We start from the raw sequence: 14402 nt of genomic DNA, 5'->3' as shown, positions 1-14402 counted from the left end.
TAAACCATGGCAAGTCCACAAACTAAAAATGGATATACACGGATTGCCAATGAGTTATTGGACCAGATTATAAAAGTTAATCTTAACGGTACGCAATTTCGCTTGGTTATGGCCGTGTGGAGATATACATACGGCTTCCAGGCTAAAGAAAAAGAGTTGTCTATACGCTTCCTTGCTGAAAAAACGGAGGCAAATAAGCGGCAAGTGGAAAGAGAACTTAAATCTTTAATTGATAAAAATATTGTTATTACAGGAGATAAAGGTGAGAGAGGGGCGAGAATGTTGAGTGTGAACAAGGACTATGAGAAATGGGGAGAAGTTGAAAAAACTAAATCTGCTGCAGAGTCTCCTAAGCCAAAGAAGAAAACGAACATCAAACCTAAATACAGCGAAGATAACACGTATTACAAGATGGCCACATACTTTTACACAGAAGTTAGTAGGGTCGCAGAAGAAGCAGGAGTGCCACACTTAACCAAAAAGGCAAATATGCAGTCTTGGTCAGATGATATGCGGAAGCTTATTGAGATAGACCAAGTAAATAAACAGTTAGCTAAAGATGTTATGGATTGGGTTGTGCAAGACTCTTTTTGGAAAACTAACGTGTTATCTGCTAAGAAGCTACGTGAAAAGTTTGCCGAACTAGCTATAAAAATGAACGCTCAAAAGAAACCTGTTAAACCAAAACAAGAACCAGATAGCAGAGATAAAGATATAGCGTTCCAACAGTTTGTAGCAGATGGCGGTGATCCAAGTGAGTTTAACTGGAACAGCTGATATATCTGCAGAACAATCCGTTTTAGGTGCAGTATTTTTAGATCCCAATGTCCTTGATGAAATTAGTTTTCTTGAGGACAGGGATTTCTTAGATGTAAAGCACCAGCAAATATACAGGGTAATGAAATGGTTAGATGATAAACAACAACCAGTGGATGTTGTTACTGTCACTGAAATGTACGTTAAGCATAATAGAGCAGATGAGGTTAGTGTTTCTTACTTTGCTCAATTAGCAGAGTCTTGTCCAACTACTTCAAATGTAAAATATCATGCCAACATTGTTCGCTCTAAAGCTATTAGAAGGCGTGGATCTGAAATAGGTAATCAGATAGCGGAACTAGCAAGAGAAGATTTTGAAACAGATGAAGATTATTTTGCAGCAGTTGAAGCATTGGCAACAGAAATAAGACCGGACGAACGAGGCAGAATGCAAAGTTTAAGCGAAACCAGGGATAAATACTTCAAGCATTTGCTCTCGAAAGAAGTTGAGTATATTGAAACAGGTTTTCCTCAGTTTGATGGTTGGGCGAATGGCGTATATCGCGGTGATTTATTTATATCAGCAGGAAGGCCTTCAGTCGGTAAGACGGCTAAATTACTACAACGCACTTTGGGAGTTGCTGCAAGCGGACCAGTATTATTATTCTCACAAGAAATGGACGAGGACCAATTAAAAGATAGAATGATCTCCAATATTACTGGTATCCCTTATAACCGCATCCGAAACAAAGAATTAAATCCAAGGCAATATGGAGAAGTTGAAGAAGCTTACAACCGGTTAGAAAAACTGCCAATTTATATACAGGACAGCAGTGGAGTGACAATCGAAGAAGTAAGAGCCACTGCCAGAAGATTTAAACGGAAATATGGTGATGTGGCTATGGTAGCCGTGGATTATTTGCAGATCATGAAGATACCACAGAAAAAAGGCGAGAACAGATCCACTGCTATTGGAAATGTAACACAAGCAGCTAAACAAATTGCCAGGGAATTAAAATGCGTGTTTATGATGTTGTCTCAAATGAGCAGAGAATCTGAGAAAAATAAAGGTAAGCCTATGTTAGCGGACTTAAAAGAATCAGGCTCCATTGAACAAGATGCAGATGTAGTTGAGTTTCTTTGGATAGATCACCATGACACGGAACCACAAGGTAAGGTTGTGCAACAGTTTATCGCTAAAGGTCGTAACACTGGATTGAATGAATTTAGGCTCTTGTTTAGAGGTTGGAAGCAGCAGTTCATTGAATTGGAAAAGAGAAAATAGGAGGTTAACTTGAATGATTGAAAAATATATTCAGATCAGCTTCATGGAGGCTATGTCATTAATTAATCAAGGTCAAATAAAGGTCGTCTTTTTCAAAATAGGAAAGTCACTTGTTCCTGCAAGAGATTATAAAGCAGACATTGACACTCTAAAACAGAAAAAATGGTTTAGATGCGAGGAGGTTAGCAATGAACAAATCAATTAATCAATTATGTACAGAAGCTTACCATATAGCTAAATCAAAAGGAGCTGGGTTGTATGAAATGCCCTATCTGCGATGGAAAGACGAAAGTTAGGGATTGCAGGGAATCCAGAGGTAGCTTTAAACGATATAGAGAGTGTTTGATCTGTTTAACTAGATTTGTAACGTATGAAAGAGTTGACATGGAGACGTTGTGGGAGGCTGAAAAATGACTAATAAATCAAAACTGCGAGGTCACGAAATAGAATTCACTAACGGCATATGGATATATAGCGACACCAAAGAACCAACCGTAAACAACGAAAGGGATTGCGGTCATTGTGGACTGTCTAATACAACAGAAGGACATGATGGATGTTTAGGTGCGTTGCGAGGAGTTATGAATGCTTGTTGTGGTCATGGGAATATAAACGAAGCTTATGTGCAGTTTGATGATGGGGTTATTGTTAGGAAAATGAACGCTATGAGAGCGATAGATAAATTATTGGATGGTGAATGATGAAAAATATAACAGTCGCTGCATTTACAAAAGGTGGCGGGCAAGAATCTATTGTATTACCTGGTGAATTATTGATTGATCTAGCTGACAATATTAAGAAAAACGGTTCAGAAACGGTGCATCTGTCGAGTGGAAAGTCATTTGAAGTAACTGGGTTGTTGATCACTGGAAAGGAATTTCATAAAGAAGGACGGATAATTGTATCAGAAGGATTGGAGGTTAAACAATGAATCTAAATGACTTAACAGAACATATCGAACAATGGGCAATAGATAGAAACCTAAATAACGCAGATCCACACAAACAAGCGTTGAAGCTAGGAGAAGAATACGGAGAGTTGTGCCAAGGAATGTCCAAAGGTAATAGAGAACAGGTAATTGACTCAATTGGAGATATGTATGTGGTATTAACCATACTCTCTATGCAGATGGGAACGGACATACAAACATGTGTAGATTACGCCTATAACGAAATCAAAGACAGAAAAGGAAAAATGGTCAATGGCGTATTCGTGAAAGAAGATGATTTATTATGAGATTCATAGGAATAGATCCAGCAAGCAAAACAGGATTTGTCGCATTAGATGAAGATGGAAATGTATTAAGAGCGAAGGAACTTACAGGAATTGGTGATAAGGATCCAAAGAGAATGATCACCTTAATAAATGACATTGTTGCTCACTTACAACCACAGGACGTTATCAGCATTGAAGGATTCCCATTTAGTACTCAGAAGGCAATGTTTGCAGGTGGCTTGCATCATGGCATCCGCAACGAACTATATAAGCGTAAATTGAAGTATTACGAGGTTGCCCCAAATGCAGTAAAGAAATTCGTGAACGTTACTGGATGGGAAGGAGAACCAGGTAGCAAGAAACGATTAAAAGGAGCCGCTAAGAAAAGGGCTGTTATGAATGCAGTAGAAAAGCACTTTGGCTTTACTCATCCTAGCGATAACGTGGTAGATGCTTATATCCTTGCTGAGATAGCCAGGTCACTTTATATAAAAAAGGTGAAACACGATTATCAGGCGGATGTACTAACCAAGATTAAATAGCATTAGTTTTAAAGTCGAAATAAGCGATTATGAGAGATGTTTAATAGATTGATAGTAATTGGTCATGAAACAGATTAAAACACTCACAGTGGATGGAAAACCATTAAAAATTAGGAGGTAAGTAGATATGAAGTTAAATGTACTGTTTAAGAAGATACAGAAAGATGATAAGAAAGAGGTATTGGAGTTTCATGTGCAGGGTGATGAATTAGAACACTCAGACGAGTTAGTGCAACTTGCAGGAAATATTGCAGTTCTGGAAGTAGAAAATAGTGAAGCTGGACAACTAACTGCAGAGTTTAAGTCCATACAGCGTGATAGCAAGAAAACGGTGCTTAAATTTAATGTAAAAGGTGATAGTGAAGATAAGGTGCTCAAACTATACACATTTGCTGGAAGAAGCGTTGTCCTATTCTTAGAACCATCTCAAATGAGCATAGAGGAATTTGAAGAAGCTACAGATCATGAAGGAATATCCTATGAAGTTAATAAAGATGGCACCGTTGAAGTTGAAGGACAATTAAGTGCAGATGATCTTCCTACAGGCGAACCGGATGACGTAAACTTTGATGATCCTGATATCTTAAATTAATAGATTTGGTCCTGGTTCTTCCAGGGCCAACCTCTAAAAAGGGGGAAAACAATGGTATTTGAACTGCCAGAACTAGACAGAAAAGCTACACAAAAAGAAGTTGAAGCAGCATTAGAGAAATATCGCATCTTTAAATACTTACTCTTTGAAGAGAAAGAAGCTTCTATAACTGCATCCTATGATGATGTGGGTGGAGGTAAGGCAAATACAATATCTGATCAAACAGGAATGATTGCTACACAGAATGTTGATGAACGAGAAAAGAGAAGGAAGTATTGCGAGAGGATTGAAAGAGCAGTTAGACGGCTTCCGAAAATGGAACAATTCCTCATTGAAGAAAGATACATGAGTGAAGAGTCGGAGTATTTAACGGACTACAATGTATATTGCTTTAAGTTCCAGCCACCAATTAGTGAACCGACATACTCTAAAATAAGGTGGAAAGCATTCTATAAAATAGCTTTAAACTTAAATATTGCTGTAACAGTTAGTGAAGATTAAGGCGCATCTAATCGGTGCGTCTTTTATTTGTGTTTGGATATCGTTGGAAAATCTATTAATTTCTTTTTAAAACGCATTTAATTCATTAGGACAAATAGGTGATAAATTTATATTATCAGAATTTGAATAAGTGATAACTAACCTAATGGAAATAATTAGGTGTCCGCTAATTAGACGGTACCATTTGCTGTCTACTAATTAGCCGGGTGTGGTGTCTACTAATTAGACGGTAGTGCTGTCCGCTAATTAGCCGGGTGTAAAAATAGTTTCTTCATTATATGCAAAAATGCTAAAGAAAACATTAAAGAAAACATTAAAGAAAACTATGTAGTAAATCATCTTTTTAATATAAAGGAGGATGTATATGAGAGTAATGGATCATCTAAGCAGTGAGCAAAAGAAAGCATTAGGATTCAACAGACATAAAAAGAAACCACCATCTAAGAAGATAGTACATCAAGAGAGATTATCAGCTGCAGAACTGGAAGAGCTGATGGGTATTAATAGAGATACTTATAAAAGAGTGAGAGGGAAATGGAGGCAAAGATAATGTTTAGTAAAACAGTGGAGCTTAATCATCCGTACAAAGTAACTAAATATAAGTTCTTAGGAATTCTCATTTATAAAAAATATGAACACAGAGGAGCTAGATAATCATGAAAGTATTTATACGTAAGACTGCACAAGGATCCGAGTACTGGGACAATAAAGAAAAGAGAACGTTGTTTGTACCTGCAGGTAAGAAGCCAGGGTTTGAAGTTACTGAGGACCCAGAGAGTATGATCGGTAATGAGCTTAATTTAAATGAAACATTACACAATGAAATATATCTAGATGATATGAATAAAGAGCAGCTGCTAGAGTTTGCTGAACAGAATGAGATAGATGTACCAGGTAATATGAGTAAAGAGGATACTATCCGTAAACATATTGCTGATACCTTAGCTGCTGCTGAGTAATGAAGTACTGTGACTTTAATGGGTGTAGTAATAAGATAAAGAGTGGCTATTACTGCAGTGAACATAAAAGGTCTAAGAAGTCTGCAAGAAGTAAGCGCAAGAAGAAAGAGATATATCAACACGATAACAAACAGTTCTATAATTCAAAGGCTTGGAAAGATGCTAGAGCATATGTCTATGAAAGAGATCGTGGACTATGTCAAAGATGTGGGATGTTTGTATTTGGTAGACGAGCACACGTTCATCATGTCATACCAATTAAAACAGACTCCACACTTAGGTTGGATCCTAACAATTTAAAATTACTTTGCAGAGATTGTCACTTCATTGAGGAAAATGAAGAGAAGCAAGAAAAAGTTTTTCCGAGTTATTTTGGATAGCCCCCCCTACCAAATAAAAAATTTTTCAATTTGGGAAAGATAGGTAGCAATGGGGTCATCTCTTTCGCTAGACAAGATTTTTAAAAACAAAGGGGGGTGTGAATATTGAGCACCAAAAAAGAACGCAGAAAAATTGTGTTGGAGAAAACCGAAACTGAAAGACAACGCATATTAAAAATTATGAGGGATGCTGATATTTACACCCTTACACTGGATCCGTTAATTGAAAGCTATCTCGATATCTATGAGGTTTACATGACTATGTTCATAGATTGGAGAGATAAAGGTTTCCCAGCAACACAGCGCCACACGAATAAAGCCGGGGCTGTTAACAACTCAAAACACCCGCTTGCTCAACAAGTGGAAGTATGGTCCGACAAGAAAACAAAAGCGTTGGATTATTTAGGCCTTACTAACAAGGGGAAAAACGGTAATGGTGTTACTGGTGGATCGTCTGTAAGGAAAGATGAAAAAATGGAGAAACCAGAAAAGAAAGTAAGTGAATTGGATGCGCATAGAAATAAGTGGCGCAATAAGGCAGGTGGCTGATTTATGTGAGTAACATAGAAAGAGGCGTAAATTATGCCGATAAGTTTGCTAGAAAAGTAAGAAGAAGTCCAAAGAAATATCCAGATACAATCAAGCTTGCTGTAGATCGTTACTACAGATGGAAAAAGAGGAAAGATATTTGGTTTGATGTTGACCGAGCCAATGAAATGATGGATTGGGTTCAAACGTTTATCCGACATGTAAAGGGTAATATGGCTGGACAATCTTTAATCTTGGAAGACTGGCAACGATTTATCTTTAGTAACATCTACGGTTGGATGCGAGAAAATGAACAAGGGAAAGCAGTTCGCGTTATACGAGAAACCTATATCCAAGTACCAAAGAAAAACGGAAAGACCTTGCTTGCTGTTGGTGCGTTAGGATATGCCATGTATGGCGAAGGGGTGCTTGGTGCAGATTGTTATTGTTGTGCATCTGATTTTAACCAGGCTCAATATGCTGCTAAGCCATTTGCATCCACCATATTAAACCATGAAGCTTTAACAGATTGTAGTACTATCTATAAAGGACCAAAGGGAACTATATCCTCTGTAACATTTGATTATCTTTATAACGATTTAGCTTATCAAAACCAGTTTATCGTTATGAGTAAGAATATTGGTGGTATTGAAGGGTCCAACCCTCACTTTGTACTTAATGATGAATTACATGCTCAGGAGAAAATGGAGCAATACGACAACTTCAAATCTGCTCAAATTTCTCGTGACGAACCATTGATGTTTAATATCAGTACTGCAGGTAAAGGTTCTTCCAGTGTTGGTATGCGTGTTTATAGAGAAGCAAAAGAAGTACTTAAAAATGATGATAATGATGCTTCATTCGTTATGATCTATGAACCAAACAAGGGTTATGATTGGAAAGACCGTAAAGTGTGGGCAATGGTCAATCCTAACATTGGTATTTCCGTTACAATGAGCGCTTTAGAAACAGAATTCATTACAGCTGCAAGATCTGCTCACAAGAAAGCTGAGTTTTTATCTAAGCACCTTGATGTCTTTGTAAATGGTGCGGAGAACTTCTTTGAACAAGATCAGGTGGAACATATACTTGTTGATGATCTTGGAGATCTACGAGGCGAAACATGTTACCTTGGCTTAGATTTATCAAAGACAACCGACTTAACTTGTGTCAATCTAAACTTTCCTACTTGGGATGAGGAAGGTCGATCTATCTTAAAAGTAAAACAAATGTACTTTATCCCAAATGAAAATATTGAGACAAGAGAGAAAGAGGATAATGTTCCATATACAGATCTAGCTGAAAAAGGTTTTGTGGAATTTTGTGACGGTAAAATGATTGATCAAGACCAAGTACTGGATTATATAACCGAATGTATGGATCTATATGATGTACAGCAGTTGAATTATGACCCTGCTATGTCTCAAAAGCTGATTGAGAAGGTCGAGAACCTTGGTTTAGAGTGTATTGTTGTTAACCAATATCCGAAGGTTATGAACGCACCCCTTGATGATGCTGAATTGTTGATATACGAAGAAAGAATAATTACAGATAACCCACTATTTATATATTGTGCTCTTAATGTAGTGGTAGTTACAAACATAAACGGAATGAAAGCCCCAAGTAAGCGACAGTCCAAAAAGAAAATTGATGGATTTGTGGCTTTTTTAGTTGCTCATAAAGAAACAATGATGGTAATGGATGATATCGATGAGAACGGGATGGATGAATTACTTGCAGATATTTATAGGTAGGAGGTGGGAATTATGAGCAAAGCACAAAAAGAAAGCTATTACTGTATGAATTGTAACTGGGAAATTAAAGATACACATCGACATATGGACGGTATCAAATGCCCTGAATGTGAAGGACCAGTAATGACAGGACCTAGATCTCCAAAAATAATATTAGAAATATCTGATCCCAATGAACCACCTAAAGTTTTTGTTGATGGCAAAGAGGTTAAAGTCAAAGACATTAATTATGAGTATGTAACTGGATCAGATGTTTATTATGAAACACACGAATTATTAATGTCCGTTGCAGATAATGATAATAAGCATTTTAATAAGATCGGATTTGAAAAATAAACAGGAGGTGATTCAATATCTAATCCATTACGAAAGGCGGTGATAAATATTGGGATTAAGAGATAAGTTTTCAAACTATGTATATAGTAAGCTCGAAAAAAGAATGAGTGAATATCCAACAGGATCCGTTCGATTTCCATCATTGTTTGCAAATGACGAAAATATCTTGGAGTCTTCTGATGTATATGAATTGATACAGGATATCAGTAACCAGATGATGTTAGCAGATATTGTCGTAGAGGATGGTAAGGGTAACGAAACAAAAAATAGCCAGGCACTAAAAGTTTTGGGAAATCCAAATGAATACCTAACTCAATCAGAATTTATTAAACTGATGACAAACATATATTTATTAAAAGGTGAGGTCTTTCCATTATTGAATAATAAGCAGCTCCATTTGCCTTCTGATGTGTACACTGAACTGGATGCGAGTTTAAAAGCACACTTTAAAATTAATGGGATAGAGATTTCTCCCTCGATTATACGACATATTAAAAATATCGGAACCAATCATTTAAAAGGTGTTGGTATCTTAGAACTTGGAAAGAGCACGTTAGAGGGTGTTATGAACGCTGAGAAGGTTTTGACTGATAAATATATAAAAGGCGGTCTACTGGCTTTTATGTTGAAATTAGATGCACATATTAATCCGCAGAATGGTGCGCAGTCCAAACTGATTAATGCAATATTGGATCAGTTGGAAGCCATTGATGATTCCAGGAGTGTTAAAATGATTCCTCTTGGTAAAGGTTATTCTATCGATACCATGGAAAGCCCGATTGATGATCAAAAAACACTTGATTATCTAAATATATATAAAAAGGATTTAGGAAAGTTTTTAAACATCAATGTGGAAACATACCAGTCGCTAATAAAGAGTGATTTTGAAAAAGCAATGATGTATTTGCATAATAAAGCAGTTAAACCAATAATGAAAAACTTTGAAGACCATTTGAGTCTTCTTTTTTTCGGCCCAAATTCAAAACGTCGTATTAAATTTAAGATTAATGTCTTAGATTTTGTTACCTATTCTACAAAAACAAACATTGGCTACAACATTGTGCGTACTGGTATCACAACTCCTGACAATGTTGCAGATATGCTTGGTTTTCCTAAACAGAATACTCCTGAAACACAATCAATCTATATTAGTAACGACTTGTCTAAAATCGGTGAGAAAAACGCAACTGATAATAGCTTGAAGGGAGGTGAATCAAATGAGCAAAACGGAAATGGAAGTTCGGGAAATACTGACGAATAAAATTGAAATTCGTGAGGACGAAGATGGAAACCGGACATTAACTGGTTATGCAGTTAAGTGGGAAAAGAAATCACATGTATTGGGCATGTTTTTTAAATTCCGCGAGAAATTTAAGAAAGGCGCTTTTGCTGACTCATTAAATAATGATGATCAAAGGTATTTGTGGTCTCATGATGTGTCAAAGGTTCTCGGCAGAACGAAGAACAACACATTACGTTTAGAAGAAGATGATGTGGGATTGCGTTTTGAATTGGATTTGCCTAAAACAACACTTGGAAACGATACCTATGAGTCTATTAAACGTGGCGATGTTGATGGAGTAAGTTTTGGTTTTCGCAAAGAGGATGATGAAATCGAAGAGCCAGATGATGATTTGCCAATCAGAACTGTAAAGAAAGCAAAGTTATTAGAAGTATCTGCAGTAGCATTTCCTGCTTATCCTGATTCGGAGGTGAGTGCTCGCGGATATGACAGGATGAAGCAATATGAAGATGAGTTGCAGGAATATCGTGAAGAAAAAGCAGCAAAAATTAGAACTTTAATTAACTTATAGAGGAGAATGATAGATATGGCGAGTAAAGTTAAATCATTGAAAGTACATTTGCAGTTTTTTGGTAAAAAAGATAATAGGTTAAAAGAAATAGAGGACCGCCTGGAAGAAATCCGAGGCATGATGGATGATGATGAAAAACGTGGGGATGCAAAGTTTTCTGATTTAGAAAAAGAGGTTCGTGATTTGAAAGAGGAAAAGTCTGAGTTGGAAGCGCGTCAACGTATGCTTGATGATCAAGAGGAAGAGCGTGATGATGATGAGGAGCAACGTGATGAGGAAGATGACAAAGACATTGAAGAACGCAAGGAAGAATTAACAGATGAGCAACGTGAAGCGCTTGGTGGCAATCTATCTGGAAAAGGAAACAGCGCAGAAAAACGTGAAAAAGAAGTACGAAAAGCATTCGGACGTTTTGTTGCTGGACAAATAACCGAAACAGAAGCACGTGAATTAGGTATTGTTACTGGTAACGGTGCGATAACGGTACCTAAACAAATTGCGAAAGAAGTTATTTCTTATGCTCAGGAAAATAATCCATTACGTAAATATGGTACACCTCACCGTACTAAAACAACTCAAGGCTTTCCTATTCTGGTTAAGAAAGCTAATGCACAAGGACATAAAGACGAACGCACTACATCAAATCCTATGCCAGAGACAAGTATTGAGTTTGATGAAATCGAATTAGAACCAACAGAATTTGATGCTTTAGCAACAGTAACTAAGAAGTTGCTGAAACGGTCTGACATTGCTGTTGAAGAAATCGTTATTGAAGAATTGAAGAAAGCTTATGTACGAAAAGAGTCACAATACTTTTTCCGTGGCGATGAAGTTAATAATCTTAACCCTGGTTCGCTTGCTAAAAAAGCAGTTGCATTTACCATTCCGGATGGAGAACGTCCAGACTTAAAGGTTGGTCAACAAGTATATGATGCACTAGTTGACTTCAAAAATAGTGTAATAGCTTCTGTCCGTAAACGTAGTATGTTTATGATTAATGATGCTGCATTAACTTTAATTGAAAAAATGAAAACAACTGATGGATTCCCTATTTTCAAACCTTTTGAACAAGCTAGAGATGGTTTTGATGGGAAAATTCTAGGGTTTAACACTGTTGTTACAGAGTTCGCTGATAAATCGGACGTTGATACAGACACTCCTATGATTTATTTTGGCGACTTTAAAACTTTCCATTACCAAGACGTTATGGGGTCCATGGAAGTGAACCGACTTGTCGAGTTGTATGCTAAATCTAATCTTGTAGGACTGCAAATTTACAACATTGTTGATGGGCAGTTAATTTACAGCCCGTTAGAACCAACAATGTACAAGTATGAAGTTGTACCTAATACGCCTGCTCCATAAAAAGAGGTGATTAAATGACCGAACAAGAATATCTCACTAAATTAAAATCACATATACATTGGGAAGAGGGCATGGATGATTCCATGCTCCCTTTTTATGTTTCAAGAGCCAAAAAATATGTGAAAAGTGCTACTGGTAAGGAAGACGAATGGCTAGTCATTATGGTTGCAGGTATTATGAATGATTATCGTGTGTCTGAGAAAGAACTTGGCCAGGCTCTTGATTCATTGACTCCTTTTATTGTGCAGGAGGTGTATGATGATGCCGAAACGACAGACCAACAACCTTAAATGGAATGCTGACTTGATGAAGCTAGATGAATATGTGGATCCGGAAACTGATCGTGTAGTTATTGGATATGTGAAAGTGCGAAATCTTAAATACGACAATATCGGTGTCACTGCAGCTGATAAGTTTACATTTAAGGATGCGCAAGAAATCATGAAGAAAATTGAAACTCGTTTGGATAGAGAAGTAGAAAACAACCAGGATGATTATCGTGTGAAGATTGGCGCACGAGTCTACGACATTGAAAGATTATATGTGCGTGAGGATGATCGCATAATGGAGTTGAGTTTATCCTATGCAGATTAATTTCCAACAATTGAGAACGATACTAAAAAGCTCTGGTATGCCTGTATATCGTGACAGTGAACCTACCAGTGCAGTTTATCCTTATATTGTTTATGAATTTGTAAATGAAATCCATAAACGCACGTCCTCAAAAGTGATTAAATCCATGCCTTTATACCAAATTGCTGTTATTACAAATGGTACTGAAGCAGATTACGAACCACTAAAAAAAGCACTTAATGAATTTAATGTCTCGTATAGCCAATTTGAAGGTTATCCGTATGACGAGAACGATTCCACCATAACTCAATTTATAACGAATGTACGGTGTGTAAATGGCTAAATATGGGGTGGTTTAATGATTCAATACGTAACTTGTGAAGATTGTTTACGTAAAGGTGAAGAGCGACAACCTATTGAATGGAGAATGGAAGAGGAACCAGTAACATCAATTCAATGTCCATACTGCGGAAAACATTTGAACGAAGGCGCTTCTAATTGAGGTGTCTTTTTATTATGTAGGTGATTAAATGGCTTCTAACAATAATGGTTTTGCAGATGCTCTCCAAGATGTTAATACTCTATTAAAAGTGAATGAGGAAGTAGAGAAAGATATTTTGGAAGAAGCTGCGCAGTATTTTGCAGATAAGTTAAGACCAAGGATTCCTAAATCAGATATGAATGGGAAGCATCTACAAGATGCATTGAAGGTCGTTGTTAAAGGGGACAAAGTCTCCGTTGAATTTGAGGATTGGGCCTTTTATTGGTACATGGTTGATAAAGGACATAAAAAGCGTGGAGGTCGTGGCCGAGTTAAAGGACAGCACTTTGTTCAAAACACATGGGATTCAGACGGTGACAAAGTAGCTGACATTATGGCCAACAAGATTATCAAGAAAATGGGAGGTTAATATAGATGACAAAAGCACAAGAATTATTGTATGTAGTAACGATTGAATCTTTGTATATGGCGTTTATGACTGGTGGGAAAGATAGTCGAGATGCTATTCCTACTTATGATCCAGAGATATTTCAGTTAGACAATATTGTTGAACTTGGAATTGCTGGGAACCAAACAACTGTAACAAAGTGGGCTTCTGGTAAGATGTTTGTTAATGCAAGTAAGAACTCTAATTTCACCTTAAGCTTAACTCATGTTGCTCTTCCTCAGGTAGTTAAAGATAAAATTGACGGTGTTACTCCAAATAAAGGGGTCTCATTTGATACTTCAGATGTCAAAGAATACCCAATGTTTGGTATGGGTTTTACAGCTAAGTTAAGTGATGGATCACGTATTGCTCGTTGGTATCCTAGGGTACAGAAAACACCTGCAGAAGAAACATTTGCAACCTCAACTGATGAACAAGAGGTGCCAGATGTATCAGCAACTTTTAATGCTACTCCACTTTTATTTAATAACGTTACGAAAGCTGACTTTTCAGAAGTTCGCGATAGTGCAACTGGTGTGACTGCTGACGACTTCATGAAACAAGTAGTGGCTGATGAATCTCAATTAGATACTCTATTTCCTACACCCTAGTAACCCCGTAACGGTAACTGTAGATCCAACAACAGCTACAGTTGCAGCAGGGGGCACTCAGCAATTAACCGCAACAGTGACGAATGCAACAGATGCAAGCGTTACTTGGTCATCCAGTGACGATCTTATAGCAACAGTCGATACAAACGGATTAGTTACAGTAGTGAGCGGAGCAACAAGTGCTGAAACTGTAACCATAACAGCAACAAGCGTGGAAGATGGAACAAAGACAGCTACAGCAACAATAACAGTAGCATAGGGA

Annotated in this window: 26 protein-coding genes; all 26 read left to right on the top strand. The window is 37.2% G+C overall.

Annotation, left to right across the window (positions count from 1 at the left end):
- The first annotated feature begins 6 nt into the window (after window positions 1–6).
- The 26 genes from BME96_RS12720 (at window position 7) to BME96_RS19400 (ending at window position 14399) form a co-directional block, all read left to right on the top strand.
- Window positions 7–777 carry a replication protein gene (locus BME96_RS12720; protein ID WP_071649238.1) on the top strand — a complete coding sequence of 257 codons (771 nt, stop codon included), beginning with the start codon at window positions 7–9 and terminating at the stop codon, window positions 775–777.
- Window positions 755–2041: a replicative DNA helicase gene (locus BME96_RS12715; protein WP_083547466.1), complete on the top strand. Its 1287-nt coding sequence runs from the start codon at window positions 755–757 to the stop codon at window positions 2039–2041. The genes BME96_RS12720 and BME96_RS12715 overlap by 23 nt, the downstream gene beginning before the upstream one ends.
- Window positions 2042–2054: 13 nt before the next feature.
- Entirely contained in the window at window positions 2055–2246 is a 192-nt protein-coding gene (locus BME96_RS12710) for a hypothetical protein (RefSeq protein WP_071649236.1), read from the top strand.
- 53 nt (window positions 2247–2299) lie between these two features.
- Complete coding sequence (locus BME96_RS20205; protein ID WP_456243265.1) at window positions 2300–2455, top strand: NrdR family transcriptional regulator; 156 nt, start codon at window positions 2300–2302, stop codon at window positions 2453–2455.
- Window positions 2452–2742: a hypothetical protein gene (locus tag BME96_RS12705; RefSeq protein WP_071649235.1), complete on the top strand. Its 291-nt coding sequence runs from the start codon at window positions 2452–2454 to the stop codon at window positions 2740–2742. Before BME96_RS20205 ends, BME96_RS12705 begins: the two co-directional genes overlap by 4 nt.
- Window positions 2739–2972, top strand: a complete 234-nt coding sequence (locus tag BME96_RS12700; protein WP_156036007.1) for a hypothetical protein — start codon at window positions 2739–2741, stop codon at window positions 2970–2972. Before BME96_RS12705 ends, BME96_RS12700 begins: the two co-directional genes overlap by 4 nt.
- A complete protein-coding gene (locus BME96_RS12695; RefSeq protein ID WP_071649233.1) occupies window positions 2969–3277 on the top strand; it encodes a MazG-like family protein in 309 nt (102 codons plus the stop codon). The genes BME96_RS12700 and BME96_RS12695 overlap by 4 nt, the downstream gene beginning before the upstream one ends.
- Window positions 3274–3798 carry a RuvC family protein gene (locus BME96_RS12690; RefSeq protein ID WP_071649232.1) on the top strand — a complete coding sequence of 175 codons (525 nt, stop codon included), beginning with the start codon at window positions 3274–3276 and terminating at the stop codon, window positions 3796–3798. The genes BME96_RS12695 and BME96_RS12690 overlap by 4 nt, the downstream gene beginning before the upstream one ends.
- 127 nt (window positions 3799–3925) lie before the next feature.
- The gene (locus tag BME96_RS12685; protein ID WP_071649231.1) at window positions 3926–4390 is read left to right on the top strand and encodes a hypothetical protein; all 465 of its coding nucleotides are present in this window, start codon (window positions 3926–3928) and stop codon (window positions 4388–4390) included.
- A 51-nt stretch (window positions 4391–4441) separates the two neighbouring features.
- Entirely contained in the window at window positions 4442–4891 is a 450-nt protein-coding gene (locus tag BME96_RS12680) for an ArpU family phage packaging/lysis transcriptional regulator (protein WP_071649230.1), read from the top strand.
- A 364-nt stretch (window positions 4892–5255) separates the two neighbouring features.
- Window positions 5256–5441, top strand: a complete 186-nt coding sequence (locus tag BME96_RS12675) for a hypothetical protein (protein WP_071649229.1) — start codon at window positions 5256–5258, stop codon at window positions 5439–5441.
- Window positions 5442–5547: 106 nt separating this feature from the next.
- Window positions 5548–5850, top strand: coding sequence for a hypothetical protein (locus BME96_RS12670; protein WP_071649228.1), 303 nt, complete (start codon window positions 5548–5550; stop codon window positions 5848–5850).
- Window positions 5850–6230, top strand: a complete 381-nt coding sequence (locus BME96_RS12665; RefSeq protein WP_071649227.1) for an HNH endonuclease — start codon at window positions 5850–5852, stop codon at window positions 6228–6230. Before BME96_RS12670 ends, BME96_RS12665 begins: the two co-directional genes overlap by 1 nt.
- Window positions 6231–6335: 105 nt before the next feature.
- The gene (locus BME96_RS12660) at window positions 6336–6779 is read left to right on the top strand and encodes a P27 family phage terminase small subunit (RefSeq protein ID WP_071649226.1); all 444 of its coding nucleotides are present in this window, start codon (window positions 6336–6338) and stop codon (window positions 6777–6779) included.
- 5 nt (window positions 6780–6784) lie between these two features.
- Window positions 6785–8512 (top strand): terminase large subunit, encoded by a 1728-nt coding sequence (locus BME96_RS12655; protein WP_231478619.1) that lies wholly within the window; start codon window positions 6785–6787, stop codon window positions 8510–8512.
- A gap of 12 nt (window positions 8513–8524) precedes the next feature.
- On the top strand, window positions 8525–8848 hold the full coding sequence (locus BME96_RS12650) for a hypothetical protein (RefSeq protein WP_071649225.1): 324 nt from the start codon (window positions 8525–8527) through the stop codon (window positions 8846–8848).
- A 49-nt stretch (window positions 8849–8897) separates the two neighbouring features.
- Complete coding sequence (locus tag BME96_RS12645; protein ID WP_071649224.1) at window positions 8898–10109, top strand: phage portal protein; 1212 nt, start codon at window positions 8898–8900, stop codon at window positions 10107–10109.
- Window positions 10066–10662: an HK97 family phage prohead protease gene (locus BME96_RS12640; RefSeq protein ID WP_071649223.1), complete on the top strand. Its 597-nt coding sequence runs from the start codon at window positions 10066–10068 to the stop codon at window positions 10660–10662. The genes BME96_RS12645 and BME96_RS12640 overlap by 44 nt, the downstream gene beginning before the upstream one ends.
- 15 nt (window positions 10663–10677) lie before the next feature.
- Window positions 10678–12027: a phage major capsid protein gene (locus tag BME96_RS12635; RefSeq protein ID WP_083547465.1), complete on the top strand. Its 1350-nt coding sequence runs from the start codon at window positions 10678–10680 to the stop codon at window positions 12025–12027.
- Window positions 12028–12041: 14 nt separating this feature from the next.
- On the top strand, window positions 12042–12317 hold the full coding sequence (locus tag BME96_RS12630; RefSeq protein ID WP_071649222.1) for a hypothetical protein: 276 nt from the start codon (window positions 12042–12044) through the stop codon (window positions 12315–12317).
- Window positions 12289–12621: a hypothetical protein gene (locus BME96_RS12625; protein ID WP_071649221.1), complete on the top strand. Its 333-nt coding sequence runs from the start codon at window positions 12289–12291 to the stop codon at window positions 12619–12621. The genes BME96_RS12630 and BME96_RS12625 overlap by 29 nt, the downstream gene beginning before the upstream one ends.
- Entirely contained in the window at window positions 12611–12943 is a 333-nt protein-coding gene (locus BME96_RS12620; protein WP_071649220.1) for a hypothetical protein, read from the top strand. The genes BME96_RS12625 and BME96_RS12620 overlap by 11 nt, the downstream gene beginning before the upstream one ends.
- A gap of 15 nt (window positions 12944–12958) precedes the next feature.
- On the top strand, window positions 12959–13102 hold the full coding sequence (locus BME96_RS19610) for a hypothetical protein (protein WP_156036004.1): 144 nt from the start codon (window positions 12959–12961) through the stop codon (window positions 13100–13102).
- Window positions 13103–13130: 28 nt separating this feature from the next.
- A complete protein-coding gene (locus BME96_RS12615; protein ID WP_071649219.1) occupies window positions 13131–13511 on the top strand; it encodes an HK97-gp10 family putative phage morphogenesis protein in 381 nt (126 codons plus the stop codon).
- Between the two features lie 5 nt (window positions 13512–13516).
- The gene (locus tag BME96_RS12610; RefSeq protein WP_071649218.1) at window positions 13517–14140 is read left to right on the top strand and encodes a major tail protein; all 624 of its coding nucleotides are present in this window, start codon (window positions 13517–13519) and stop codon (window positions 14138–14140) included.
- A complete protein-coding gene (locus BME96_RS19400; protein ID WP_083547464.1) occupies window positions 14118–14399 on the top strand; it encodes an Ig-like domain-containing protein in 282 nt (93 codons plus the stop codon). Before BME96_RS12610 ends, BME96_RS19400 begins: the two co-directional genes overlap by 23 nt.
- Window positions 14400–14402 lie beyond the last annotated feature (3 nt).

It is taken from the genome of Virgibacillus halodenitrificans (genome assembly GCF_001878675.1).
GTDB lineage: Bacteria > Bacillota > Bacilli > Bacillales > Amphibacillaceae > Virgibacillus_Q > Virgibacillus_Q halodenitrificans.
This window is presented reverse-complemented; position numbering and strand designations above follow the sequence as displayed.